The following is a 24,278-nucleotide window of genomic DNA, read 5'->3' on the forward strand; positions in this document are numbered from 1 at the left end:
CTTATGTTTTTGCGCCACTTCATCGTTTTCAGTTTCATCGCCCTGCTCGCCGGTTGCGCGGGCTTCGGTGCCCGCGAATCGGTACAGGGCCAGGGCGACGCCGGCCTGTGGCGCGTTCACAAAGAACAACTGACCGGCCTCGACGGCTGGCAGATCAACGGCAAGATCGGCATTCGCGCGCCAAAAGACTCGGGCAGCGGCACGCTGTTCTGGTTGCAGCGCCAGTCCTATTACGACATTCGCCTTTCGGGCCCTCTGGGTCGCGGCGCCGCACGCCTGACCGGACACCCCGGAAAGGTTTCGCTGGAAGTCGCCAATCAGGGGCGCTATGAAGCGCCGACGCCGGAAGTGCTGCTCGAAGAACAGCTCGGCTGGAAGTTGCCGGTGTCCCATCTGGCGTGGTGGGTCCGCGGACTCCCGGCGCCGGACAGCAAGAGCCGCCTGACCCTGGACACCGATAGCCGCCTGGCCAATCTGGAACAGGATGGCTGGCAAGTCGAATACCTGAGTTACGCCGAGCAAAACGGCTTTTGGCTGCCCGAGCGGATCAAACTGCATGGCACCGACCTTGATGTCACGCTGGTGATCAAGGAATGGCAACCGCGCAAACTGGGGCAATGAACATGACGACCCCACGCTTGACGCTGCCCTCCCCGGCCAAACTCAATCTGATGCTGCACATCCTCGGTCGCCGTGAAGACGGTTACCATGAGTTGCAGACGATTTTTCAGTTTCTCGACTACGGCGATGAAATCACTTTCGCCGTGCGCGACGACGGTGTGATTCAACTGCACACCGAATTCGATGGCGTACCGCACGACAGCAATCTGATTGTTCGAGCGGCAAAAAAACTTCAGGAGCAATCCGGTTGTTCGCTCGGCATCGACATCTGGATCGAAAAAATTCTGCCCATGGGCGGCGGCATCGGTGGCGGCAGTTCAAATGCCGCGACGACGTTGCTCGGGCTCAATCACCTCTGGCAACTGGGTTGGGATGAGGATCGACTGGCCGCACTGGGCCTGACGCTGGGCGCCGACGTCCCGGTTTTCGTGCGTGGCCACGCGGCTTTCGCCGAGGGCGTGGGAGAGAAACTCACCCCTGTAGACCCCGAAGAACCGTGGTATCTCGTGCTTGTGCCGCAAGTATCTGTAAGTACAGCAGAAATTTTTTCAGATCCGTTGTTGACACGTAACTCTTCTCCCATTAAAGTGCGCCCCGTTCCCAAGGGAAACAGTCGAAATGACTGCTTACCGGTGGTAGCAAGGCGTTATCCAGATGTACGTAACGCATTGAATTTGTTAGGTAATTTTACCGAAGCAAAACTCACCGGAACTGGAAGTTGTGTGTTTGGGGGCTTCCCAAGCAAAGCTGAAGCTGATAAAGTCTCGGCCCTTCTTACAGAGACCCTTACAGGGTTTGTAGCAAAGGGAAGCAACGTTTCGATGTTGCATCGCAAGCTGCAAAGTCTGCTCTAAAGGAACCGATTACTGGGTAATCGTTGCAACAGATACAGGGGCGTCGCCAAGCGGTAAGGCAGCAGGTTTTGATCCTGCCATGCGTTGGTTCGAATCCAGCCGCCCCTGCCATTTTCTATACTCATCCAGGTTACCCTCAGCCTCTAGGTACTGCGCGTGTCCAAGATGATGGTCTTTACGGGGAATGCTAACCCCGATCTGGCTCGGCGTGTCGTACGTCAGCTGCATATCCCTCTCGGTGACATCTCTGTCGGTAAGTTTTCCGACGGCGAGATTACAGCCGAGATCAATGAAAACGTCCGCGGTAAAGATGTCTTCATTATTCAGCCGACTTGCGCTCCGACCAACGATAACCTGATGGAACTGGTAGTGATGGCTGATGCCTTCCGCCGCTCCTCGGCTACTCGTATTACTGCTGTTATTCCTTACTTTGGTTATGCCCGTCAGGATCGCCGTCCGCGTTCCGCACGTGTGGCTATCAGCGCGAAAGTCGTTGCTGACATGCTTACCGTAGTCGGCATCGACCGTGTTCTCACGGTTGATCTGCATGCTGACCAAATCCAGGGTTTCTTCGATATTCCGGTAGATAACATCTACGGCTCCCCCGTTCTGGTGGATGACATTGAAGATCAGCGCTTCGAAAACCTGATGATCGTGTCCCCGGACATTGGCGGCGTCGTGCGTGCACGTGCTGTTGCCAAATCCCTGGGCGTGGATCTCGGGATCATCGACAAACGCCGTGAGAAAGCCAATCACTCTGAAGTGATGCATATCATCGGTGATGTCGAAGGGCGTACCTGTATTCTGGTCGATGACATGGTCGATACCGCCGGCACTCTGTGCCACGCGGCAAAGGCTTTGAAAGAGCATGGCGCTGCCAAGGTTTTCGCCTACTGCACACACCCTGTGCTGTCCGGTCGGGCGATCGAAAACATTGAAAATTCCATGCTGGACGAACTGGTGGTGACTAACACCATCCCGTTGTCCGCTGCTGCTCAAGCCTGCTCGCGTATCCGTCAACTGGATATCGCGCCGGTTGTTGCTGAAGCGGTCCGCCGCATCAGCAATGAAGAATCGATCAGCGCGATGTTCCGTTAAGGGCCCTGCCCTTCTCGAACAGCTCGTTGACGAAAAGCGCCCCGCCCCGGCATTCCTGTCGGGGCGGGGCTTTTTTGCCCATATCGCCTTTAGCGCTGGTCGCAAACGCTGGGGCGAATGTGGTTATTTTGGAGATACAACATGAACGATTTTACTCTGAATGCTGAAGTGCGTTCCGACCTGGGGAAAGGTGCGAGCCGCCGCCTGCGTCGTCTCGCAAGCCTGGTACCAGCTGTAGTTTACGGTGGCGAAAAAGCCCCTGAATCCATCAGCATGCTGGCTAAAGAAGTTGCCAAACTGCTCGAAAACGAAGCGGCTTACAGCCACATCATCGAGCTGAACGTTGGTGGCACCAAGCAAAACGTAATCATCAAAGCTCTGCAGCGTCACCCGGCCAAAGGCCACGTGATGCACGCTGACTTCGTACGCGTAGTTGCCGGCCAAAAGCTGACCGCTATCGTTCCAGTGCACTTCATCAACGAAGAAGCACCAGCGAAGAAAGGCGGCGAGATTTCGCACGTTGTTGCTGAAATCGAAGTGACCTGCCTGCCAAAAGACCTGCCTGAATTCATCGAAGTCGACCTGGCTAACGCCGAAATCGGTTCGATCATTCACCTGTCCGACCTCAAAGCCCCTAAAGGCGTTGAGTTTGTTGCTCTGGCACACGGCGATGACAAGGCTGTTGCCAACGTCCACGCTCCACGTGTTGCTCCAGAAGCTGCTGAAGGCGCTGCAGAGTAATTCACTCTGTGATGCCGGAGTGACCCGGTAACATCGCGGACTGGAACGTAGCGAGAAAGCGGGCGAGAACGCGGAGTTTACATAATGGTAAATGAGCACTTGTCGTCCACTTTCGCCGCACACCCGGATTGCGGCGATGTTATCCACCACTCCAAAGAAGGGCCCCTATCGTGACTGCCATCAAACTGATCGTTGGCCTGGGAAATCCAGGCGCTGAATACGAACAGACCCGGCATAACGCAGGGGCCCTTTTTGTTGAGCGCATCGCGAACGCACAAGGCGTCAACCTTGTGGCGGACCGCAAATATTTCGGCCTGACCGGGCGTTATTCGCACCAGGGTCAGGATGTTCGTCTGCTGATTCCCACCACGTACATGAACCGCAGCGGCCAGGCCGTGGCGGCACTCGCAGGATTCTTCCGCATCAAGCCTGAAGAAATCCTCGTGGCGCATGACGAACTCGACCTGCCACCGGGCGTTGCCAAACTCAAACAGGGCGGCGGCCATGGCGGTCACAACGGGTTGCGCGACATCATCGCGCAGCTGGGCAATCAGAATACCTTCTACCGCTTGCGGCTTGGCATTGGCCATCCGGGCGTAGCCAGTATGGTTTCAAATTTCGTCCTGGGTCGTGCGCCACGCGCCGAACAGGAAAAACTCGATGCCAGCATCGACTTTGCCCTCGGCGTGCTGCCGGATATCCTCGCCGGGGAATGGAACCGCGCGATGAAAAACCTGCACAGCCAGAAGGCCTGACTCTACTCCTCGGGGAAAACACCATGGGATTCAATTGCGGCATCGTCGGCCTGCCTAACGTCGGTAAGTCCACCCTGTTCAACGCCCTGACCAAATCCGGGATCGCGGCCGAGAACTTCCCCTTCTGCACCATCGAGCCGAACAGCGGTATCGTGCCGATGCCGGATCCGCGTCTGGACGCTTTGGCGGCCATCGTCAAACCAAAGCGCATCCTGCCGACCACCATGGAATTCGTCGACATCGCGGGCCTTGTTGCCGGCGCCTCGAAAGGTGAAGGCCTGGGCAACAAGTTCCTGGCCAACATCCGTGAAACCGATGCCATCGCCCACGTAGTCCGCTGCTTCGAAGACGAGAACGTGATTCACGTCTCCAACAGCGTCGACCCGAAACGCGACATCGAAATCATCGACCTGGAACTGATCTTCGCCGACCTCGACAGCTGCGAGAAGCAACTGCAGAAAGTCGCACGCAACGCCAAGGGCGGTGACAAGGACGCAGTGGTCCAGAAAGGCCTGCTGGAGCAACTGATCGCTCACTTCACCGAAGGCAAGCCAGCGCGCAGCCTGATGAAGAGCATGGGCACCGACGAGAAAGCGGTGATCAAGGGCTTCCACCTGCTGACCACCAAACCGGTCATGTACATCGCTAACGTCGCTGAAGACGGTTTCGAAAACAACCCGCACCTGGACGTGGTCCGCGCCATCGCCGAAGAAGAAGGCGCCGTGGTTGTTCCGGTGTGCAACAAGATCGAAGCGGAAATTGCCGAGCTGGATGACGGCGAAGAGAAAGACATGTTCCTCGAAGCCCTTGGCCTCGAAGAGCCTGGCCTGAACCGCGTGATCCGCGCCGGCTACGAAATGCTGCACCTGCAGACCTACTTCACCGCCGGTGTCGAAGAAGTCCGCGCCTGGACCGTCCGCGTTGGTGCCACCGCACCGCAAGCCGCTGGCGTGATCCACACCGACTTCGAAAAAGGCTTCATCCGCGCCGAAGTCATCGCCTACGACGACTTCATCCAGTACAAGGGCGAAGCCGGCACCAAAGAAGCCGGTAAATGGCGTCTGGAAGGCAAGGACTACATCGTTAAAGACGGCGACGTGATGCACTTCCGTTTTAACGTGTAAGACAGCAGCCCAAGAAAAAGCCGCGTTTGATACGCGGCTTTTTTGTGCCTGAAATCCGGGCAACACCCAATCCTGTAGGAGCATGGCTTGCCCGCGAAGAACGATAACGCGGCTTACCTGAATCACCGCGTCATCGTTCTTCGCGGGCAAGCCTCGCTCCTACAGGTCAGTGGTGTTCAGGCCTTTTTGGTTCTTGGCAGGAAGATCGCCAACACGCCCAACAACGGCAGGAAAGAGCACAGGAAGTACACGTATTCGATGCCGTGCACGTCCGCCAGATGGCCCAGCAACGCCGCGCCAATCCCGCCGAAACCGAACATCAGCCCGAAGAACACCCCGGCAATCATCCCGACATTACCCGGCACCAATTCCTGTGCATAAACCACAATGGCCGAGAATGCCGAGGCCAGGATGAAGCCAATCACCACGCTCAGAATGCTGGTCCAGAACAAATCAACATGCGGCAGGATCAGGGTGAACGGCGCAACCCCAAGGATCGAAAACCAGATCACCGCCTTACGCCCGATCTTGTCGCCAATCGGCCCGCCGAAGAAAGTCCCCGCCGCCACCGCCCCCAGAAACAGGAACAAATGCAGCTGCGAACTTGCCACCGAGAGGTCGAATTTCTCGATCAGGTAAAAGGTGAAGTAACTGGTCAGACTGGCCATGTAGAAATACTTGGAGAACACCAGCAGCCCAAGCACCACCAGCGCACTGGTGACCCTGCCCTTCGACAAGCCATGAGTGGCCGCCTGACCTTGCTTGAGCTTGAACAGGTTCAAGTGATTAGCATACCAACGGCTGATCCGGTAGAGCACGAACAGCGCAAACAACGCGAACAAGCCGAACCACGCCACATGACCCTGGCCGAACGGAATGATGATCGCCGCCGCCAGCAATGGGCCAAAGGCCGAACCCGCGTTACCGCCCACCTGGAACGTCGATTGCGCCAGACCGAAGCGCCCGCCCGAAGCCAGTCGCGCCACACGGGAGGCTTCCGGGTGAAAGGTCGAGGAACCAACACCGATCAGCCCTGCCGCCAGCAGGATCATCGGAAAGCTGCCGACCACCGACATCATCAAAATACCAATCAACGTACACACCGTACCGGCCGGAAGCAGCCAGGGTTTGGGATGACGATCGGTGTGGTAACCGACCCACGGCTGCAACAGCGAGGCTGTCAGTTGAAAGGTCAGGGTGATCAGGCCGACCTGGGTGAAGGTCAGGCCGTAGTTGGCCTTGAGCATCGGGTAGATCGACGGCAGCACCGACTGAATCAGGTCGTTGATCAAATGCGCCAGCGCCACGGCGCCGATGATGCGCATGACCAGAGGGCTGTTTTGTGACGTCGCGGATGCCGGCGTCGCGCCGGTCTGGGCATTGCTGATAGCCATGGGAGTTTCCGTACAACAGATGGGTGCACACGGGCAGGTGCGTCAATGTGCCATTTTTCAGTGCAGCTGCGCCATCCCCTTAGCCAGCTAACGAACTAATTTCCGCAAGTAATAGCGCAACGCCATGGTCTGAATCTTGCCTTGTTATCCGCTTCAACGCGGCGCCCTTACAAAGGGCGCCGAGAATGGGAAGTTTCGCTACAGAGTCGGCCTACAGAGCTGGCGAGGGTGAACTTTCGAGGCCTTTAAAAAGGGCACGAGTCGCGGTCGCAACGACCTCGACGCACGCCATTGGTGCGTGGTGTCCAGAGGAGTCATGGGGCATGCAGGCTTTTTTATCTCCGGGGATCGGGTTGCTGGGGCGTTTCGGCTTCGCCCGTAAATTTCAGTTGTTGTTTCTGCTGTTTATCCTGCCACTGGCGGGTAGCCTGCTGATGATCGGCCAGGACTATCGCGCCAAACTGAACCTGATTTCCGGCGAACGTGCCGGGGTTAGGCAGCTGCTCGCGCTGGATGCGCTGGATAACCTGCTCGCCGCCCAGCGTGACCGCGCCGCGCGCTGGCGTGCCACCGAGACCAATCGCCAACCGACACCGGCCACCCTCGCCGCGATGGCGGCGTTCGATGCCGTTCAGCCGGCGGTCGCGCAAGCCACCACGGACCTTGGCAACGCGTTGCAAACTGAAGGCGCCGAGGGCGAAACCCTCACTCGCTACCAAGCGCTGCAAACCGCGCTCAACGGCCTCGACTCGAAAAGCCTGAGCAGCGTCGGCTGGTGGCCGGACGGTTACGACCGTTTCACTAACGCCTTGAGTGCCCTGCAGGCCCTGCGCGAGCAGATCGCCATGGACAATCGCCTGACCCTCGCGCCGTGGCTGGAAACCTACCTGCTGACGCAGATCTCGACGCAACACGCGCCGGACCTGATCGAGCGCGTCGGCCGTCTGGCCAGCGTCGGCCAGGCGTCGGTGGTGTCCGGGCAATTCACCCTGCAAAGCCGCCTGCAATTGCGCGACCTGCGCAGCCGCATCGGCGACGCCCGCGAGCAGCTTGTCAAAACCGCCGGCCTGCTGGAAGCGCGCCTGCCCAGTGCCTTGCAGGCGTGGGCCGGGCAGTACCATGACAACCTCAAACACCTCGACGCCGAGCTGAAAGTCCTCGATGACGGCGTGTTTGGCGGCAGCATCAAACTCAAACCCGAGGAGTTCGAACGCAGCCTGGACAGCCTGCTCACCGACCTCGCCTCGCTGCGTCAGCAGTCGTTGGTCTCGCTGGATCAGCGTCTGGATTACTACCATGGCTCGGCGATCCGCCAGTTCATCCTGGTGGCCGTGATCTTTGGCTGCCTGCTGCTGGCCGCGTTGTACCTGTTCATCTGCTTGCAGGCTTCGATCCGCCGCAGCGCCAGCGGCATCACGCTGCTGGCCGAAGCCTTGCGCGACGGCAATCTGAGCCTGCAAGTGCCGGTTGAAGGCCGCGACGAACTGGCGGCGATCAGCACCGCGCTCAACGTTGCGGTGGTGCAACTGCGCAACAGTCTGTTGGGGGTCGATCATGAAACCTTGCAGCTGAGTAACGCGGTGCGCACGCTCAATCACCATTCCAGTGGCGCCTTGGGCGAGGTTGAAGCGCAGCAATTGCAGATCAGCCAGATCGCGGCAGCGGCAACGCAATTGGCCGCCACTTCCCAAGGGGTTGCCCAGAGTTGCGAACAGGCCTCCGGCAGCGCTCAGCATACCCAGCGCATTGCTGCCGACAGCAGCCGTGACAGCCAGCGCACAACGGCGAGCATCCAGCAACTCAACCAGCGTTTGAACGACACGGCGGCCGCACTCGGACGGGTCAGCGAACAAGGGCAGCAGATTCAGTTGGTGGTCGACACCATTCGCGGTGTCGCCGAGCAGACCAACCTGTTGGCGCTCAACGCCGCTATCGAGGCCGCGCGTGCCGGTGAACAGGGCCGTGGCTTTGCGGTGGTGGCCGATGAAGTACGCAGCCTCTCGCAGCGCACCCAATCGTCCACTGCGCAGATCGCCGGCACCGTCGACAGCCTGCGCAACACGGTGAACGAAGCCGTGAGCCTGATGGAAGCCGCCTGTGGCCAGGCGCAATCCGATGCGCAAGCAGTCACTGGCCTCGGCGAACGACTGGGGGAAATCGCCAGTGCCGTGCAGAGCGTCACCGACACGTTGGCGCAAATTGCCACGGCGGTCGACGAGCAAGCGACCACTGCCGACGAAGTCAGCGGCAACATCCAGCAGGTCGATCAGGCGGCTGTCCGCTTGCTCGAAGGCGCGCGGGCGGTGAACCTGGCGGCGGACACCTTGAGCCAGGGCAGCAAGGCCCTGAGTGCCAATACCGGGAGATTCCAGCTCGGTTGACGCCCTCCCCCGGTCCGGTTTTTCGGCTCTGGAGGATAAGCGGTTGAAAGTGTAGAGAAATATTTTAGATTTACGCTTGACGCATCTGCATTACCGGTGAATAATGCGCGCCACTTGGCTACATAGCTCAGTTGGTTAGAGCATAGCATTCATAATGCTGGGGTCCGGGGTTCAAGTCCCTGTGTAGCCACCAAGTACTAAAAACGGCTTACCGAAAGGTAGGCCGTTTTTTTATGCCCGGAGAAAAGTGCACGGATTCTTTGGCCAACACATACACGGGCATGTGTCGTGCGCGAACTCTTTGCCCGACACAAAACCTGTAGGAGCCGGCTTGCCGGCGATGGCGGCCTGACAGGCTCCACAAAACCTGAACCGGACCACAACGCCTGTCAGGAACGCATCGCCGCCAGCGCCGACAACCCCCGCTCCCATATCTGCCACGTACGCAACCAGACCATTGCCTGCCAGTCGCTGTCGGCAGGATAGAACTGTTCCAGCAGATTCAGTTTGATCTCGCGCCCCACGGCATCGCCGGGATTGCCGTGCAGATGCAACCAATGATCGTCGCGCAGATAACGATGAACCTCGGCCCCCGGATACGTCCCGCACTCAATCACGAAAGGCATCAGGCGCACCTGCGGCAACGCGTCGATCAGCGCCTGCGAGGTGTAGCCGGTTGCCGTCGCGGCCACGCCGGTTTCGCTCAGCGTATCGGCACCGGTCAGCAACGTGTAGAGCCATGGCCCGTAAATGGCCTGCGCCTCTGGCAGCGCCGGGTAGGCCGACTCGGTGATGGTCAGCAACATCGGATGGCCGTACTCCCCGGCGCCGGTGTGCAGGTCAAAGCACATCGCGACCTCGGCGTGGGCGACATGCTTTTGCAGGATCTGGTGCAACGTACGGTTCGACCAGGCCGGTGCCCGCCCGCCATAAAACAGACCATCGGGATGACTGTGCTGGCCGCCCTCGACAATCGACATCACCGCCGGCCAGCCGTGATCGTGGATCTGCTGGTTGAGCAGCGCATCGGCGCGATCACGCTCGGGGCCTGCCAACTCAGTGCAGGCATAGATTTCATGCAGCGCGGCGTAGGCCCGGTTGTCCGGCAGTGGATGTTCAAAGTTCAGGTGATTGCGGTTCAGGTCGATGTTGTCTTCGTTGACCCGGCGCAACCACGCCGTGCCCCAGGGATTGATCAGATGAACGAACACCACGGCGACATCAGCCGGCAGTGAACGCTTGCCCAACTCCTGCATCCATTTGATCTGACAGCCCGAACCATAGAAACCTTCGACCCCGTGAGTGCCGCTCAACGCGATCAGCAAGCGTTTGGCGCCCGGATCACCGAGCACCGCCACATCGGTGCTCAACGGCTCACCGAACGGCCCTTTGAGCGGGTGCGGATACTCGGTCAGCGTCGCGCCGGCCGTGGTCGCTGCGGCCAGAAACTGTTCACGCTGGGTGCGATAGCCGGGTTGGGTGGGAAAGTCGGTCTGCATGTCTGCCTCTTGTTTGTTTTCTGGCCTGCCTGTTGCCCTCGACCCTACAGAAAATCCGTCAATGGATGAAGGACAAAACGTCCTGCGGTTTGCGTCGCTTCCTGTCGGCCGATAAAGTCCCCTGAACTTTTCCCACGGACGGAGTGCCCCGCGTGTTCTCAACCCTTCATTTGAGCCGCTATCGCCTGTCAGCCCTTTCGCTGATTACCAGTGCATTAATCCTCGCGGCGTGCAGTGCCCCGCCCTCCTCGACCTTACCGGTCGCACCGGAAACCGCCTCGGGCTATCGCACCGACCTGCAAACCCGCCACGCCTCGAAACACATGGCAGCAGCAGCCAACCCACTCGCCGCCGAAGCCGGACGGGCGATGCTGCGTCAGGGCGGTTCGGCGATTGATGCCGCCATCGCCATGCAAGCAGTGCTGACGCTGGTCGAGCCGCAATCGTCGGGTATCGGTGGTGGCGCGTTGATTGTGTTGTGGGATGGCAAAAACGTGCGCACGTACGACGGTCGCGAAACCGCACCAGCCGGCGCCACCGAGAAGCTGTTCCTGCAGGCCGATGGCAAACCGATGCCGTTCACTCAGGCGCAGATTGGCGGTCGTTCGGTCGGCACGCCGGGCGTGTTGCGGGCGCTGGAACTGGCCCATCAAAAACACGGTCGCCTGCCTTGGGCGCAGCTGTTCGAGCCGGCGATCAAACTCGCGGAACAAGGCTTCGCCATCTCGCCGCGCCTGCATCAGTTGATTGCTTCGGATTCGTCCATGCAGCGCTCGCCGGACATGATGGCGTACTTCCTGAACGCGGATGGCAGCCCGAAAGCCGTCGGCACCTCGCTGAAAAATCCGGCACTGGCCGCCGTGTTCAAACGCATCGCCAAGGAAGGTCCCGATGCGCTGTACAAAGGCCCCATCGCGCAGGAAATCGTCGCCAAGGTTCAGGGCCACGCCAACCCCGGCACGCTGTCGCTGAACGACCTCAACGGTTACACCGCCAAGGAACGCGCGCCGCTGTGCACCGATTACAAACGCTGGCAGGTCTGCGGCATGCCGCCACCGTCGTCGGGCGGGATCGCCGTGGCGCAGATTCTCGGCACCTTGCAGGCGCTGGAAGCCCGCGACCCGCGTTATGCCCTGGCGGCACTGAAGCCAGTCAAAAGCGCCCAACCCGCCGGCATCGAACCGGCCCCTGAAGCCGTGCACCTGATCTCCGAAGCCGAGCGCCTCGCCTACGCCGACCGTGCACAGTACGTCGCCGACAGCGACTTCGTGCCCGTCCCGGTCAAAGGCCTGGTGGACCCGACCTATCTGGCCAGCCGCGCCGCCCTGATCGGCGATCGCAGTATGGGCACGGCCAAACCCGGCACCCCGCCGGGCATTCAGGTCGCCTACGCGCCGGACCGTTCGCCACTGCGCATTTCCACCTCTCAGGTGGTGGCGGTCGATGACCTGGGCGGTGCGGTGTCGATGACCACCACGGTCGAATCCGCGTTCGGCTCACACCTGATGGTCCAGGGCTTTCTGCTCAACAACCAGATGACCGACTTCTCGTTCATCCCCGAAGAAAACGGGCAAAAGGTCGCCAACCGCGTCGAACCCGGCAAACGCCCGCGCTCGTCCATGGCGCCGACCCTGATCTTCGACCGCCAGAGCGGCGAATTCCTCGCCACCATCGGCTCTCCCGGCGGCTCGCAAATCATCGAGTACGTGGCCAAATCCACCCTCGGCCTGCTGGACTGGAACCTAGACCCGCAAACCGCCATCAATCTGCCCAACTTCGGCAGCCGCAACGGCCCGACCGAACTGGAACGCGGGCAGTTCAGCGCCGAGCTGATTCAGGCGCTGAAGGACAAGGGGCACAACGTGAGCGAGATCGACATGACCAGCGGGACACAGGCGATTCTCCGGGTCAGGGATGCACAGGGGAAGGTTTCGCTGGCGGGTGGAGCGGATCCGCGTCGGGAGGGGGAAGCGTTGGGGGATTGAGTCCTGCGCAGTGCTGAAAGCCGGATGCTCCTGAATCCGTTGCCGGAGCGAGCTGGCTCGCGAAAAACGTCTGGAGAACGCGGTCATTCAGATAGCACGCGTTATCGTTGACGATCTTCGCTGGCAAGCCAGCTCCTACAGGGAAATACGTCGTTTGAGAGGCTGAGCCTGAACAATCGCACGCAAACTAACGAGAAATCTTCAATACCTGCCGCGCCCTGTGCTTTTCCAGCGCCAGCTCGATCAGACGACTGACCAGCTCGCTGTACGTCATGCCCGTGGCCTGCCACAACTTGGGGTACATGCTGATGCGGGTGAAACCGGGCAGCGAGTTGATCTCGTTGATCAGTACTTCACCGCTGTCCGTCAGGAACACATCGACCCGCGCCAGCCCGGAGCAGCCGAGCACCTGAAACGCCTCGACGGCCAGGGCACGAATGCGTTCGCTGGCTTCGGTGCTGATGTCAGCCGGAACCACCACTTGCGCCGCCTGTGCGTCGATGTACTTGCTGTCGTAGGAATAAAACCCGCTGCGCACGACGATTTCGCCACAGCCACTGGCGATAGCGTCTTCGTTGCCGAGCACCGCGCATTCGATCTCCCGACCGCTGACGGCTGATTCGACCAGCACTTTCTCATCGAAACCCAAGGCCAATTCGATCGCTGCCGTGTACTCGGCCTCATCGTTGACCTTGCTCACACCCACCGAAGAGCCCTGATTCGCCGGTTTGACGAACAGCGGCAGCCCGAGTTTGCCCCGGACCTCGGCGAACCCGGTGCGCTTGGCGGTTGCGCGGGTCAGGGTCACGAACGGCGTCACCGCCAACCCGGCATCGCGCAGCAGGCGTTTGCTGATGTCCTTGTCCATGCACACCGCAGAGCCCAGCACATCGGAGCCGACAAACGGCAGATCGGCCATGCGCAGCAACCCTTGCAGGCAACCGTCTTCACCCAGCGTGCCGTGGACGATCGGGAAGATCACATCAACGTGGCCCAACAGCTCCTGACTGGAAGTTTCCACCAATTGCTGACGGGTTTTGCCCGGCACCACGGCGAGTTCGCGGTTGGATTGGTTGAGGGCGATCAGCGCCGGGTTTTCCTGGTTGAGCAGGAAATTCGACGGGTCGTTCAAGTGCCAATGACCCTGTTTATCGATACCGATCAACACCGGATCGAAGCGCGAACGATCCAGTGCGTCGACGATGTTTTTCGCCGATTGCAGCGACACTTCGTGCTCCGCCGAACGGCCGCCAAAAATAATGCCTACCCGCAGTTTGCTCATTCAGAACTCCTTAGCGACTGGCCACCAGATGCGCACCGAACAACAGGTAGCAACTGCCGGCAAAGCGATCCAGCCATTGGCGCGAACGGTCGTACACCCGCGCCATCCGACGGCTGGAGAAAACCAGCGCCACGCTGCAATACCAACTGAACGACAACGTCGCCATGGTCAATACGGCCAGCACCAGCAATGTCGGGGGCACTGTCGCGGGCATGGCGGTCGCGAAGATCGTCGCCACGAACAGTGCGGATTTTGGGTTGGTCATGTTGCCCAGAAAACCCTGGCCATACACCGACCACAATGTGCGCCTCGCGCCGTCAAGCAAGCGGCTGTCGCCCGCAGCAACCGGCGGTTTGCGCTTGAACTGCTTCAAGCCGAGGTAGATCAGGTAACAACCACCGGCAATCTTGAAGCTCAGGTAAAGCGTCGGTGCCGCGCTGAACAGCGACTTGATGCCCAACCCGCCCGCCAGCCCCCAGAGCACCGTGCCGGTGGCCACGCCCAGCGCAGCCACCACGCCGTGACGTTTGGATTGACTGGCTGCCAGTTGCGCGATGTTGAAGAAGTTCGGCCCCGGCGTCACCACCGCAACCGTCCACAACAGCGCCAGCGACAACAACGGAGCGGCGTAGCTCAGGTGGGATATTTCCATAATGTGGGTCGCCTTCTTGGCTGCAGAGGATGCGCAACACATTGCAACATTTGCACTCGGTTTTCTACTCACGCGAGACCTTCCATCCGCCAGCAGACAGACGACCGGTCACTGAGCTAACGTGTTCTGCATCAAGCTCAAGATAACGATCACCATGGCTCGACACCCGCCTCGCAATGACTGGTTCCACCGCGCGCCCGACGTTTCCGGCCTGCAGCGTTTCGAAGCGTTTTTTGCAGGTCACGGCTACGACTTGCACCGCCACGACACCTACGCCATCGGTCACACCCTGGCCGGCGTGCAGAGTTACCAGTACCGCGGCGCCTGGCGCCACAGCCTGCCCGGCGGGACGATGGTGCTGCACCCGGACGAAGTCCACGATGGCGAGGCCGGGACCGAGAGCGGTTTCCACTACCGAATGATGTACATCGAACCGGCGCTGATCCAGCAGATGCTCGGCGGTCAGCCGCTGCCGTTCATCAAGAACGGGTTGTCGACCGACCCACGCCTGTTCGCCGCCACCCAAGTGCTGCTGCGCAGTCTCGATTGCCCGCTCGAACCGCTGGAAGAACAGGACGCGCTGTTCGATCTGGCGCAAGCCTTGAACACTGTCGGCGGAGTGACCACCACGCGCCCAAGCTTCGATTATGTGGCAGCGGAACGCGCGCGGGAGTACATGCACAGCGCCCTGGATCGCACCGTGACCCTGGAAGAACTGGCGCACCACAGCGGTCGGGATCGTTGGAGCCTGTCACGGGACTTTCGCCTGTTGTTCGGCACCAGCCCTTATCGATACCTGACCATGCGTCGCCTGGACCTGGTCCGTTCGCTGCTGATTCAGGGCCAGTCGCTGGTCAGTGCCGCGCTGATCGCCGGCTTCACCGATCAGAGCCACATGACCCGCCAGTTCAGCAAGACCTACGGCTTGTCACCGGCGCGCTGGATGAAAATGCACCGGCGCTGAGCCACGCACAATCGTACAAGAAGTGCGCCGTTGCGCTGGTTACCGTGGTTCTACGATCAACCACGAGAGCTGCTTCATGAAAGCTTACGAAAGCCTGAACTTCGCCGAAAAAATCTCACGAATCGACTCGCACTGGACACCGCGCGTCATTGCCGAAATGAACGACTACCAGTTCAAGGTGGTGAAGCTGCTGGGGGATTTCATCTGGCACGACCACCTCGATACCGACGAAGCCTTCATCGTGCTCGAAGGCCAGTTGCGCATCGATTTTCGTGATGGCCACGTGCTGGTGAACGCCGGCGAAATGTACGTGGTGTCCAAGGGCATCGAGCACAAGCCGTTCGCCGAGCAAGAGGTGAAACTCCTGCTGATCGAACCCCGGGGCGTGTTGAACACCGGCGACAAGGGTGGCGAGCGCACGGCGGAGAATGACCTCTGGGTCTGAAGTCTTACGGCTGCAAGGCTTTGCCGTCTACCGGATCACCGATGGTCAGGAAATGCCCGCCCGCCACGTGGTGCAAGGTGCGTAACGCATCGTGCCCCTCGAAGTGCCAGCGACCGTCGCTGAACACGCGCTCGTCCGCCTGGGCCGCAATCACTTCGGCCAGGAACAGATCGTATTGTTGGTGGTTGTTCGGTTCCGGCAGCAACCGGCATTCCAGCCAGGCCACGCAGCCTTCGAGCATCGGCGCGTCGATCAACTCGCCGCTGAAAGTCTGCAAGCCATAGGTCTTGAACTTGTCCCGGCCCTGGCCTTGAGTCAGCTCCAGGCCCGAGGTCGAGCCGACGGTTTGCGCGATATCGGCCTGGGCAGCACAGGGTACGTTCAACACGAATGTGCCCGACGCTTCCAGCAGGTGCCGGGTCCAGGTGGACTTGTCCAGCACCACGGCAATTTTCGGCGGTTCGAAATCCAGTGGCATGGCCCAGGCTGCTGCCATGATGTTGCGCTGCCCGTCATGGGCCGCGCTGACCAGCACGGTCGGCCCATGGTTGAGCAGGCGATAAGCCTTGGACAAGGGAACCGGACGGCGGTGGGAAGCGCTCATGGGATCTGCTCCTGGGAAAAGAGCCGATTGTAGCGATATCCGCCCGGTTCGCAGGCATCAAGTCGTTAGCTGGTTGGCAAACTGCCCGACCGCGTTCACCACTTTCTGCGCGCCGTCCTGAATCTCGACAATCACCGTGCCCGCCTCTGCCGCCAGCGCCAGCCCCTGCTCTGCCTGAGTTTTGCCGTCGGTCATCAGCGACACCGCATTACGCGCCATGTCCTGGTTCTGACGCACCACCAGGACAATTTCATCGGTGGCCTGACTGGTGCGCGAAGCCAATTGCCGGACCTCGTCCGCGACCACGGCAAAACCACGACCCTGCTCACCGGCACGGGCCGCTTCGATCGCCGCGTTGAGTGCGAGCAGGTTGGTCTGTTCGGCGATGCCGCTGATGGTTTTGACGATGGTGCCAATCACCAGCGACTGCTCGTTCAAGGCCTCGATGCCCTCGCCGGCCGTTTGCATGTGCTTGGCCAGGTCGCGCATCACGTTCACCGCTTGCGTCACTACGGCCGTGCCGCGCTGGGCGCTTTGATCGGTTTGCTGCGAGGTGCCGTAGGCAATGTTCGCCGCTTCAGCGACGGCCAGCTCCTGATTGACCTGATCGGTAATCACCGTGGCGAACTTCACCACTTTGTAGAGTTTGTTATTGGCGTCGACCACCGGGTTGTAGGACGCCTCCAGCCAGACCGTACGCCCGTGGCTGTCGATGCGTTTGAAGCGGCCGGCCACGAATTCCCCGGAATTCAGGCGACGCCAGAAGTCCTGATACTCGGCACTGGTGTGCTCCTGCGCTTCACAGAAGAGACGGTGATGTTTGCCTTTGATCTGCGCGAGGCTGTAACCCATGCCGTTGAGGAAGCGGTCGTTGGCCGACAACACATTGCCAGCGAGGTCGAACTCGATCACCGCCGTCGAGCGCACCAGCGCGCCGATCAGGTTCTCGTGTTCACGGGATGCCTCGATGGTGCGGGTCAGGTCACTGGAGTAAATCGAAAAGTGCTTGATCCGCCCGTCCCCGGAGCGCACCGGCTGCACAATCGAACGCAACCAGGCTTCCTGGCCATCGCCACGCAACAAGCGCACCGCACCGGCAAAGTGCTCGCCTCGGGTCAGCGCAGCCTTGAAGCGGTGATGGAATTCGTCGGACTTCACGTGAACAGGAACGATGTCTTCGATAGGACGATCGATCAGGTCGTGGCTCTTGTAGAGCATCTCGCTGAGAAAATTCTGATTGACCGATTGAATCCGCCCGTCGGGATCCAGGGTCAGGACCAGCATCTCGCTTTCCAGACTTTCCTTCACTTGCTGAAGGCTGGAGAGTTCTTCGCGAAGAGCCGACAACTCTTGCTTCAAGCGTTTGTTGAACATGGGAAAGCACCGATGGACAGAGATAGAAAGCGGCATGCAGCCTAGCCATCGGCCTTGGGGATGTTTTCTGAAGAGTGTTTCAGGGTTGTCCTACAAAAATAGTTGTCTTGGACGCAGCGCCACCTTCAATCAGATGGCGCCAGCCGCCGGGCAATTGCCTGTGCTCGGCGTACGCGCGCCGAAATACAGCGCGCTGCTCACGCCCACCGCGCCCATCACCGCGCAGAAAATCACGCAGATCCAAGGGCTCCACGGCATCAGACCGATCAGCAACAGCGGCGTGATACTCGCCCACGCGGCGTAGGCAATGTTGTACGTGAAGGAAATCCCCGAGACGCGAATCCGCGCCGGGAACAGGCTGACCATCACCGATGGCACCGCGCCGACCACGCCACAACTCAGGCCGGCAATCGCATAGGCCAGACCGATCCAGTTGCCGCCGATGATCAGGCAGGTATAAAGCACGCCGATGCCCAGCGGCAGCAGCAGGCTGTACAGCATCACGGTGCGCCAGGCGCCGATACGGTCGACGAGCAAACCAGCGAGTACGCAGCCGATGTTCAGGAACACGATGCCCAATGCGCTCAGGCCAAAGGTGTGGCTGGCGGTCATGCCGAAGGTTTTCTGCATCATGGTCGGGGTAATGACCACAAACACCACCACGGCTGAAGTCAGCACGCAGGTGAGGATCATCGCCGGCAAAATGGCCAGGCGATGCTCACGCAGGACCGTGCGCAGTGGCAGTTCAACGGCGGCATCACGCTTCGCCTGCATCGCCATGAACACCGGGGTTTCATTGAGCCAGCGGCGCAGCCAGACGCCTATCACGCCAAATACGCCGCCCAGCAGGAACGGGTAACGCCATGCGAAATCGAGGATCTCCGCCGGGGTGAACGCCTGTGCCAGAAAGGTCGCTGTCAGCGCGCCGATCAAGTAGCCAAAGGTCAGCCCGGCCTGAAGGAAACCCAGTGCATAACCGCGATGCCCGGCCGGCGCGTGCTCGGCGACGAACACCCAGGCGCTTGGCACTTCACCGCCGACCGCCGCGCCTTGCAGTACCCGCAGGACCAACAGCAGCAAGGGTGCGAAATAACCGATCTGGGCGTAGGTCGGCATGATGCCGATCAGCAGGCACGGCAGCGCCATCATCAGAATGCTCAGGCTGAAGACTTTCTTGCGCCCCAGCCGGTCGGCGAAATGCGCCATCAGAATCCCGCCCAACGGCCGCGCCAGGTAACCGGTGACAAAAATCCCGAAACTTTGCAGCAGGCGCAGCCACTCAGGCATTTCCGGCGGGAAGAACAGCTGACTGAGGGTCAGGGCGAAAAACACGAAGATGATGAAATCGTAGATTTCCAGCGCGCCGCCGAGGGCCGCAAGGCCGAGGGTCTTGTAGTCCGAACGGCTGAACGGTGCCGGGCGCGAATCGTTAAGGGCAGTCATCAAAAGAACTCTGGCATGGGCAAAAAACCAAGGCGCCCATGGTCTACGCAAACGCGCCAGCGGACAACCCGTTAGACCATAGTCCCGTATCGGTAAAACTTCGTCACAAATCCTGACCGATTGATTTACTGTTGGCGCCTGTCCAGACGGGCGTTGCAGCCAGTGCCGATCAAAAACTGTAAGAGCGAGCCTGCTCGCGATGGACTCGAGAACGACGCGTTTAATCAGTAAACACGCGTCATCGTTTACGACCATCGCGAGCAGGCTCGCTCCCACAATAAAAACGGCGTTAGGCCTTTGCAGCCCTGAAGACCACAACAAACATAAAAATTCGAGGTACTCCCGTGGCTGCTGATATCGAAGATACCCGCTCCGCCCGCTTTGCCCTGCGCTGTTCAAGTTTTGCCGAACGCTGGTTTCCTGATTCCTGGGTGTTTGCTGCCCTGGCGGTGATCATCGTCGCCGTGGCCACCCTGTTCATGGGCGCCAAACCCACCGACGCCGCGATGGCCTTCGGTGACGGGTTCTGGAGCCTGATCCCGTTCACCATGCAGATGGCGTTCGTGGTGATCGGCGGCTATGTAGTCGCCAGCTCGCCGCCCGCCGTCAAGCTGATCGACCGTCTGGCGCGCATCCCCAAGAACGGCCGTTCCGCCGTGGCGTGGGTGGCGCTGATTTCCATGGTCGCGTCGCTGCTGAACTGGGGCTTGTCGCTGGTGTTCGGCGGATTGCTGGTGCGCGCCCTCGCCCGCCGCGTCGACCTGAAAATGGATTATCGCGCCGCCGGTGCTGCCGCCTACCTGGGCCTTGGCGCGGTGTGGGCCCTGGGCCTGTCGTCGTCCGCCGCGCAGTTGCAGGCCAACCCGGCCAGTTTGCCGCCGTCGATTCTGTCGATCACCGGGGTGATACCGTTCACGCAAACCATCTTTCTCTGGCAGTCCGGCGTCATGTTGCTGGCGCTGATCGTGATCTCGCTGATCATTGCCTACGCCACCGCCCCAGGCCCGAACTCGGCCCGCGATGCCAAAGCCTGCGGCATCGACCCGAGCTTCAACCTGCCACCGCTGCAACCGCGCACTCGCCCCGGCGAATGGCTGGAACACAGCCCGCTGCTGACGATTCTGCTGGTGCTGCTGGCGGCCGGGTGGCTGTTCCACGAGTTCTCGACCAAACCGGCGATCAGTGCGATTTCCGGGCTGAACACCTACAACTTCCTGTTCATCATGCTCGGTGCCTTGCTGCACTGGCGCCCGCGCAGTTTCCTCGATGCGGTGTCCCGCGCGGTGCCGACTACCACCGGCGTGCTGATCCAGTTCCCGTTGTACGGCTCGATCGCCGCGCTGATGACCACGGTCAAAGGCACTGACGCGCAGACCCTGGCGCACCACATCTCGACGTTTTTCGTACAAATCGCGTCCCACGACACCTACGCGCTGCTGATGGGCGTGTACTCGGCGATCCTCGGCTTCTTCATCCCGTCGGGCGGCGGCAAGTGGATCATCGAAGCGCCGTACGTGATGCAAGTGGCCACCGACCTGAACTACCACCTGGGCTGGGCCGTGCAGATCTACAACGCCGCCGAAGCCCTGCCGAACCTGATCAACCCGTTCTACATGCTGCCGCTGCTGGGTGTGCTGGGTTTGAAGGCGCGGGACTTGATCGGGTTTTCGTTCGTGCAACTGCTGGTGCACACGCCGCTGGTGCTGTTTCTGCTGTGGGCGCTGGGGACGACGCTGACGTATACGGCGCCGGTGATGCCGTAATGCAAAAAGGGGCCGATATTTCTATCGGCCCCTACTTCTCGTTCGGCCTCTTCTGTTTCAGTATGTCTTCGCCCGTTCTCGAGGGCCCACACGCTGAAAAGGATCTGAGCATGTTCAAACTCGCAGCACTCACCCTTGCCGCCCTGACCCTGAGCACCGCCGCCCAGGCGGATGCCGATCTGAAGCTGGGCAGCACCGAGCGCGTCACCCGGCTGTTCGCTTACCCCAACAATTGCAACGTGATCTGCTTTCGCAACTGGACGCTGGAGCAAACCGTCGAGCATTACCTGACGCAGAGCGTGCAGCGTGATGGTTACAGCGATGCGAAGGTGCAGGTCAAAACCGATAACAATCAGCTCTATGCCGCAATCACCGGTGTGCCCAGGGGCTATGAAAAGCCGTTGGCAGCGCTGCTCGATGCCGGCGATCTGGCTTATACCGGCGCCAGCAAGCTGAATGCCGACGGCAAGTGGGCTTACAGCTGGTACTTGTTCCTGCCGCTGGGCATGGCCCTGGAGAACCGCAGAAGTGTCGAGCTGCTGCACTTCCCGCCGGATTACTCGCTGACTCAGGCCCAGGACTATCTGGAGTCCAAGACCACCGATCGCTGGGCCACGCTGCTGACGATCAACGGCATCCCTGCCGATCAGACACCGGCTTTCCAGACCATCATCGACATCGCGCCGATCGCCGCGCCGTCCAACGCCGGCAAGGATCTGGAAGGCGTCTACGACTACTTCAAGGACTACCAGACCACCATGGTCAAGGAAGTCAGCCAGAACGCCAGCGGTGCCGCGTTGCCGATGGTCGCGTTCGGTGCGCCGGTGCGTAACTGGATCAAGCAGCAATACGGGCCGACCGTAAACGTGCTGGGCCTGGCAACCATCAGTCCGAAGGAAGGGGTGAAAGTACCGGTGCTGGGTTCCAACCACCCGAGCTACATCTGGTACGCCGCCGACCCGGACAGCTACACCGGCAAAGATGCCCAGGCCCAGGCCGACGCAGCGGGCCTGAAAGTCATGGGCCAGGACTTGAGTGCCGCATGCTGGCAGGCCGCAATGGGCCGCGACCTCGACAGCAATCCAGACATTGAGCTGAGAAGTTGCACCCAGACCTGGCAAGTGGCCCAGGCAGTTAAAACCTGCGAACTGTTCTACACCTCGATCCGCAACCTGACGCCTGGGCAAGCCACGGCCAAATGCGCGACGACGCCGATCAAGGCTCAACTCAAACAGCTCAAGGTCCCCACGCCTGCGACCGCAGTGCCTGCTACGCATCTGTAAAAAACTGAACGGCGTTCCTGCGTGAGCCTTGGCTGACGTGGGAACGCGCGCTTTTCCTCTGTCAGTTATGACAGTAGACCGGTGGTTTTTTTTGCGAGAGTCTTGAGGCGTACCCATGTGCTGCAGGGCTGACAGGATGTCAGCTGACGGAGGTCGCAGCGCCCCGCCGACAAGGATTGTGATGAAACCCCACGCTGAGCAAGGAATCACCTCACCGCCATTCAATGGCATCTATCGGTTTAGAAAGTTGTCCCCTCGACTAGGATTCCCTAACACGGAAGACTTTCAAATCATCAACAATGCTCAGGGAGAGCCGATCGCTGTCGCCGCTTTGCGCGAATTCCCACGGCTCAGCCGAATCTGCCGAATTTCCGGGCATTTGCTGCCCTATCGCTGCCGACACACTCGACAAATGGCACCGGGCATTCATGTCTATGACCCGCGCTTCTGCGGATTGCTTAACCACGCCTGCGACCCCAACGCCTTTCTCGACATGAGTGAACTGTGGTTATGGGCGCTGAAGGACATCAGAAAAGGTGATCGGCTGACGTTGGATTTCGCCATGACGGAAGACAGGCTGCAGCGGCAGTTTGCCTGCCGCTGTGGTTGTCCTTGCTGCCGTGGCTGGATCACCGGCTACGACGAATCGCCGAATGCCGATGGCCAGTTGTACTTCCAGAACTGGCGCCGATGACGCCGGGGGGCTTTTACAGCGGCTCAAATGGACGCAGGCGATACTGCGGCGGCAACTGCTCGAAACCACTGATGGTGGCATTCAGGCTCTTCCACCGACCGTCCTTGATGCCATAGATGCAGCCGTGAATCGACAGTTTCTGCCCGCGGTGCCAAGCGTTTTGCACAATGCTGGTGTGCCCGACGTTGGCCACTTGCTGGATCACGTTGAGCTCGCAGAGGCGGTCGACCCGCTCTTCTTCGGTCGGCAGTTTGGAGAGTTCTTCGCGCTTTTCGTAGTAAAGGTCACGAATCGACCGCAGCCAGCCATCGATCAAGCCGAACTGGCGATCCTGCATCGAAGCACGCACACCGCCGCAGCCATAGTGGCCGGTAACGAGGATGTGTTTGACCTTGAGCACGTCCACCGCGTACTGAATCACCGACAGGCAGTTGAGGTCAGTGTGCAGCACCACGTTGGCCACGTTGCGGTGGACGAACAGGTCGCCAGGCAGCATGCCGACAATCTCGTTCGCCGGTACGCGGGCGTCGGAGCAGCCGATCCAGAGGAATTCCGGCGTTTGCTGACGCGCCAGTTTGGCGAAGAAATCAGGATCTTCTTTGGTGATCGCGTCAGCCCAGCGCTCGTTGTTATCAATCAGATCTTGTAAGTCGTTCATGCAATGAAGCCTCGAGAATGATGCGCTGCTTTGACAGACAACCGTCCGTCGGGGTCACGCGCAAGATGCAGATTGCCGATGAGGCATATTACCGGTGTTCCCTGCCGGCGGAATTCCGGGCAGCCCAGTGGGTCTACCGTAGTAAGGCTCACAGTATGAGGAATTACCATGAATGATTCACGACGTCCGTACGATGCGGCGCAACCCGAGCCCATCGACGACAACGAAGACCGCATGGGTTCGCTGCAGGAGCTGGATTTCGAGGAGGAAGAACCCAGCGCGAAAATCGGCGACGAACTGACGCAAACGGAACGCGAGCGACTGATACCGCGCGCGCGCGTGCGTGAAGCCGGCATGACCGGCGCCTCGACCGCTGATCATGAACCCACCGATGATGACTTGAGCCCGGAAACGTTGATCCGTGAAGACGGTGCGCGGGATGCGCATGAGGCCGGTGACGATTACCGGGCCGATTGGGATTTGAGCATCGTCGATGAAGATGACATCGGCGGGGGTAATGGGTTGGATGAAGAAGAACTGGCGCGGCTGGATCCGCTGGATGGGAATCGGTGATCGTGGGTGTCAATGAGGACGCCTTCGCGGGCAAGTCGGATCGCCGCCCGCTCGCTCCTACGTTTGCAATGCAATTCCCTGTAGGAGCGAG

The 24,278-nt window shown here is 60.2% G+C and carries 22 protein-coding genes, 2 tRNA genes and 1 pseudogene; 16 read left to right on the top strand and 9 right to left on the bottom strand.

What is annotated here, in order from left to right; translation table 11 throughout:
- Nucleotides 1–3 precede the first annotated feature (3 nt).
- From lolB to ychF, 7 genes are all read left to right on the top strand, one after another.
- Nucleotides 4–621, top strand: a complete 618-nt coding sequence (gene lolB, locus K5R88_RS16095) for a lipoprotein insertase outer membrane protein LolB (RefSeq protein WP_008025852.1) — start codon at nucleotides 4–6, stop codon at nucleotides 619–621.
- 2 nt (nucleotides 622–623) lie between these two features.
- Complete coding sequence (gene ispE, locus K5R88_RS16100; protein WP_032828609.1) at nucleotides 624–1,475, top strand: 4-(cytidine 5'-diphospho)-2-C-methyl-D-erythritol kinase; 852 nt, start codon at nucleotides 624–626, stop codon at nucleotides 1,473–1,475.
- Between the two features lie 36 nt (nucleotides 1,476–1,511).
- A tRNA-Gln gene (locus K5R88_RS16105) sits at nucleotides 1,512–1,586 on the top strand.
- A 45-nt stretch (nucleotides 1,587–1,631) separates the two neighbouring features.
- A complete protein-coding gene (locus K5R88_RS16110; RefSeq protein ID WP_003208392.1) occupies nucleotides 1,632–2,573 on the top strand; it encodes a ribose-phosphate pyrophosphokinase in 942 nt (313 codons plus the stop codon).
- 141 nt (nucleotides 2,574–2,714) lie between these two features.
- Nucleotides 2,715–3,314 (top strand): 50S ribosomal protein L25/general stress protein Ctc, encoded by a 600-nt coding sequence (locus K5R88_RS16115; protein ID WP_008025849.1) that lies wholly within the window; start codon nucleotides 2,715–2,717, stop codon nucleotides 3,312–3,314.
- 170 nt (nucleotides 3,315–3,484) lie between these two features.
- Nucleotides 3,485–4,069 carry an aminoacyl-tRNA hydrolase gene (gene pth, locus K5R88_RS16120; RefSeq protein ID WP_008037207.1) on the top strand — a complete coding sequence of 195 codons (585 nt, stop codon included), beginning with the start codon at nucleotides 3,485–3,487 and terminating at the stop codon, nucleotides 4,067–4,069.
- Between the two features lie 23 nt (nucleotides 4,070–4,092).
- A complete protein-coding gene (gene ychF, locus K5R88_RS16125) occupies nucleotides 4,093–5,193 on the top strand; it encodes a redox-regulated ATPase YchF (RefSeq protein WP_207286086.1) in 1,101 nt (366 codons plus the stop codon).
- 176 nt (nucleotides 5,194–5,369) lie between these two features.
- Here the strand turns inward: ychF and K5R88_RS16130 are convergent, their stop codons facing one another.
- Nucleotides 5,370–6,587, bottom strand: coding sequence for an MFS transporter (locus K5R88_RS16130; protein WP_226298042.1), 1,218 nt, complete (start codon nucleotides 6,585–6,587; stop codon nucleotides 5,370–5,372).
- Between the two features lie 845 nt (nucleotides 6,588–7,432).
- Here K5R88_RS16130 and K5R88_RS16135 point away from each other — a divergent pair.
- Nucleotides 7,433–8,968, top strand: coding sequence for a methyl-accepting chemotaxis protein (locus tag K5R88_RS16135; protein WP_411736704.1), 1,536 nt, complete (start codon nucleotides 7,433–7,435; stop codon nucleotides 8,966–8,968).
- Between the two features lie 116 nt (nucleotides 8,969–9,084).
- Nucleotides 9,085–9,161, top strand: a tRNA-Met gene (locus tag K5R88_RS16140).
- Between the two features lie 196 nt (nucleotides 9,162–9,357).
- Here K5R88_RS16140 and K5R88_RS16145 read toward each other — a convergent pair.
- Nucleotides 9,358–10,467, bottom strand: a complete 1,110-nt coding sequence (locus K5R88_RS16145; protein ID WP_226298043.1) for a DUF2817 domain-containing protein — start codon at nucleotides 10,465–10,467, stop codon at nucleotides 9,358–9,360.
- A gap of 152 nt (nucleotides 10,468–10,619) precedes the next feature.
- On the opposite strand from K5R88_RS16145, the gene ggt reads away from it, so the two are divergent.
- A complete protein-coding gene (ggt, locus tag K5R88_RS16150) occupies nucleotides 10,620–12,452 on the top strand; it encodes a gamma-glutamyltransferase (RefSeq protein WP_226298044.1) in 1,833 nt (610 codons plus the stop codon).
- A 187-nt stretch (nucleotides 12,453–12,639) separates the two neighbouring features.
- Here ggt and ddlA read toward each other — a convergent pair whose 3' ends face one another.
- Nucleotides 12,640–13,734, bottom strand: a complete 1,095-nt coding sequence (ddlA, locus tag K5R88_RS16155) for a D-alanine--D-alanine ligase (RefSeq protein WP_226298045.1) — start codon at nucleotides 13,732–13,734, stop codon at nucleotides 12,640–12,642.
- A 10-nt stretch (nucleotides 13,735–13,744) separates the two neighbouring features.
- Nucleotides 13,745–14,386 (bottom strand): LysE family translocator, encoded by a 642-nt coding sequence (locus tag K5R88_RS16160; protein WP_223450250.1) that lies wholly within the window; start codon nucleotides 14,384–14,386, stop codon nucleotides 13,745–13,747.
- 154 nt (nucleotides 14,387–14,540) lie between these two features.
- Here K5R88_RS16160 and K5R88_RS16165 point away from each other — a divergent pair, with 154 nt between their 5' ends.
- A complete protein-coding gene (locus tag K5R88_RS16165) occupies nucleotides 14,541–15,350 on the top strand; it encodes an AraC family transcriptional regulator (protein ID WP_032832348.1) in 810 nt (269 codons plus the stop codon).
- A 76-nt stretch (nucleotides 15,351–15,426) separates the two neighbouring features.
- On the top strand, nucleotides 15,427–15,795 hold the full coding sequence (locus tag K5R88_RS16170) for a cupin domain-containing protein (RefSeq protein WP_207286082.1): 369 nt from the start codon (nucleotides 15,427–15,429) through the stop codon (nucleotides 15,793–15,795).
- 4 nt (nucleotides 15,796–15,799) lie between these two features.
- On the opposite strand, the gene K5R88_RS16175 is transcribed toward K5R88_RS16170, so the two are convergent.
- The 4 genes and pseudogenes from K5R88_RS16175 to K5R88_RS16185 all read right to left on the bottom strand — a co-directional run bounded on the left by K5R88_RS16175 (nucleotide 15,800) and on the right by K5R88_RS16185 (nucleotide 19,216).
- Nucleotides 15,800–16,399 (bottom strand): flavin reductase family protein, encoded by a 600-nt coding sequence (locus K5R88_RS16175; RefSeq protein ID WP_226298046.1) that lies wholly within the window; start codon nucleotides 16,397–16,399, stop codon nucleotides 15,800–15,802.
- A 57-nt stretch (nucleotides 16,400–16,456) separates the two neighbouring features.
- Nucleotides 16,457–17,065, bottom strand: coding sequence for a methyl-accepting chemotaxis protein (locus K5R88_RS30995; protein WP_411736705.1), 609 nt, complete (start codon nucleotides 17,063–17,065; stop codon nucleotides 16,457–16,459).
- A pseudogene (locus K5R88_RS31000) lies at nucleotides 17,051–17,809 on the bottom strand (PAS domain-containing protein); the annotation flags it as partial. The pseudogene K5R88_RS31000 and the gene K5R88_RS30995, both read right to left, overlap by 15 nt.
- Before the next feature lie 93 nt (nucleotides 17,810–17,902).
- The gene (locus tag K5R88_RS16185) at nucleotides 17,903–19,216 is read right to left on the bottom strand and encodes an MFS transporter (protein ID WP_008037185.1); all 1,314 of its coding nucleotides are present in this window, start codon (nucleotides 19,214–19,216) and stop codon (nucleotides 17,903–17,905) included.
- Nucleotides 19,217–19,560: 344 nt separating this feature from the next.
- On the opposite strand from K5R88_RS16185, the gene K5R88_RS16190 reads away from it, so the two are divergent.
- The 3 genes from K5R88_RS16190 to K5R88_RS16200 all read left to right on the top strand — a co-directional run bounded on the left by K5R88_RS16190 (nucleotide 19,561) and on the right by K5R88_RS16200 (nucleotide 22,956).
- Nucleotides 19,561–20,979, top strand: a complete 1,419-nt coding sequence (locus K5R88_RS16190; RefSeq protein ID WP_008037184.1) for a short-chain fatty acid transporter — start codon at nucleotides 19,561–19,563, stop codon at nucleotides 20,977–20,979.
- Nucleotides 20,980–21,089: 110 nt separating this feature from the next.
- Complete coding sequence (locus K5R88_RS16195; RefSeq protein WP_223436723.1) at nucleotides 21,090–22,262, top strand: hypothetical protein; 1,173 nt, start codon at nucleotides 21,090–21,092, stop codon at nucleotides 22,260–22,262.
- Nucleotides 22,263–22,443: 181 nt separating this feature from the next.
- Nucleotides 22,444–22,956, top strand: a complete 513-nt coding sequence (locus K5R88_RS16200) for an SET domain-containing protein-lysine N-methyltransferase (protein WP_226300267.1) — start codon at nucleotides 22,444–22,446, stop codon at nucleotides 22,954–22,956.
- A 13-nt stretch (nucleotides 22,957–22,969) separates the two neighbouring features.
- Here the strand turns inward: K5R88_RS16200 and can are convergent, their stop codons facing one another.
- Nucleotides 22,970–23,614 carry a carbonate dehydratase gene (gene can / locus K5R88_RS16205; protein ID WP_008025819.1) on the bottom strand — a complete coding sequence of 215 codons (645 nt, stop codon included), beginning with the start codon at nucleotides 23,612–23,614 and terminating at the stop codon, nucleotides 22,970–22,972.
- A gap of 168 nt (nucleotides 23,615–23,782) precedes the next feature.
- On the opposite strand from can, the gene K5R88_RS16210 reads away from it, so the two are divergent.
- Complete coding sequence (locus K5R88_RS16210) at nucleotides 23,783–24,187, top strand: serine kinase/phosphatase (protein ID WP_226298047.1); 405 nt, start codon at nucleotides 23,783–23,785, stop codon at nucleotides 24,185–24,187.
- Nucleotides 24,188–24,278: the final 91 nt, after the last annotated feature.

Origin of the sequence: Pseudomonas sp. MM213 (assembly GCF_020423045.1) — a bacterium.
GTDB lineage: Bacteria > Pseudomonadota > Gammaproteobacteria > Pseudomonadales > Pseudomonadaceae > Aquipseudomonas > Aquipseudomonas migulae.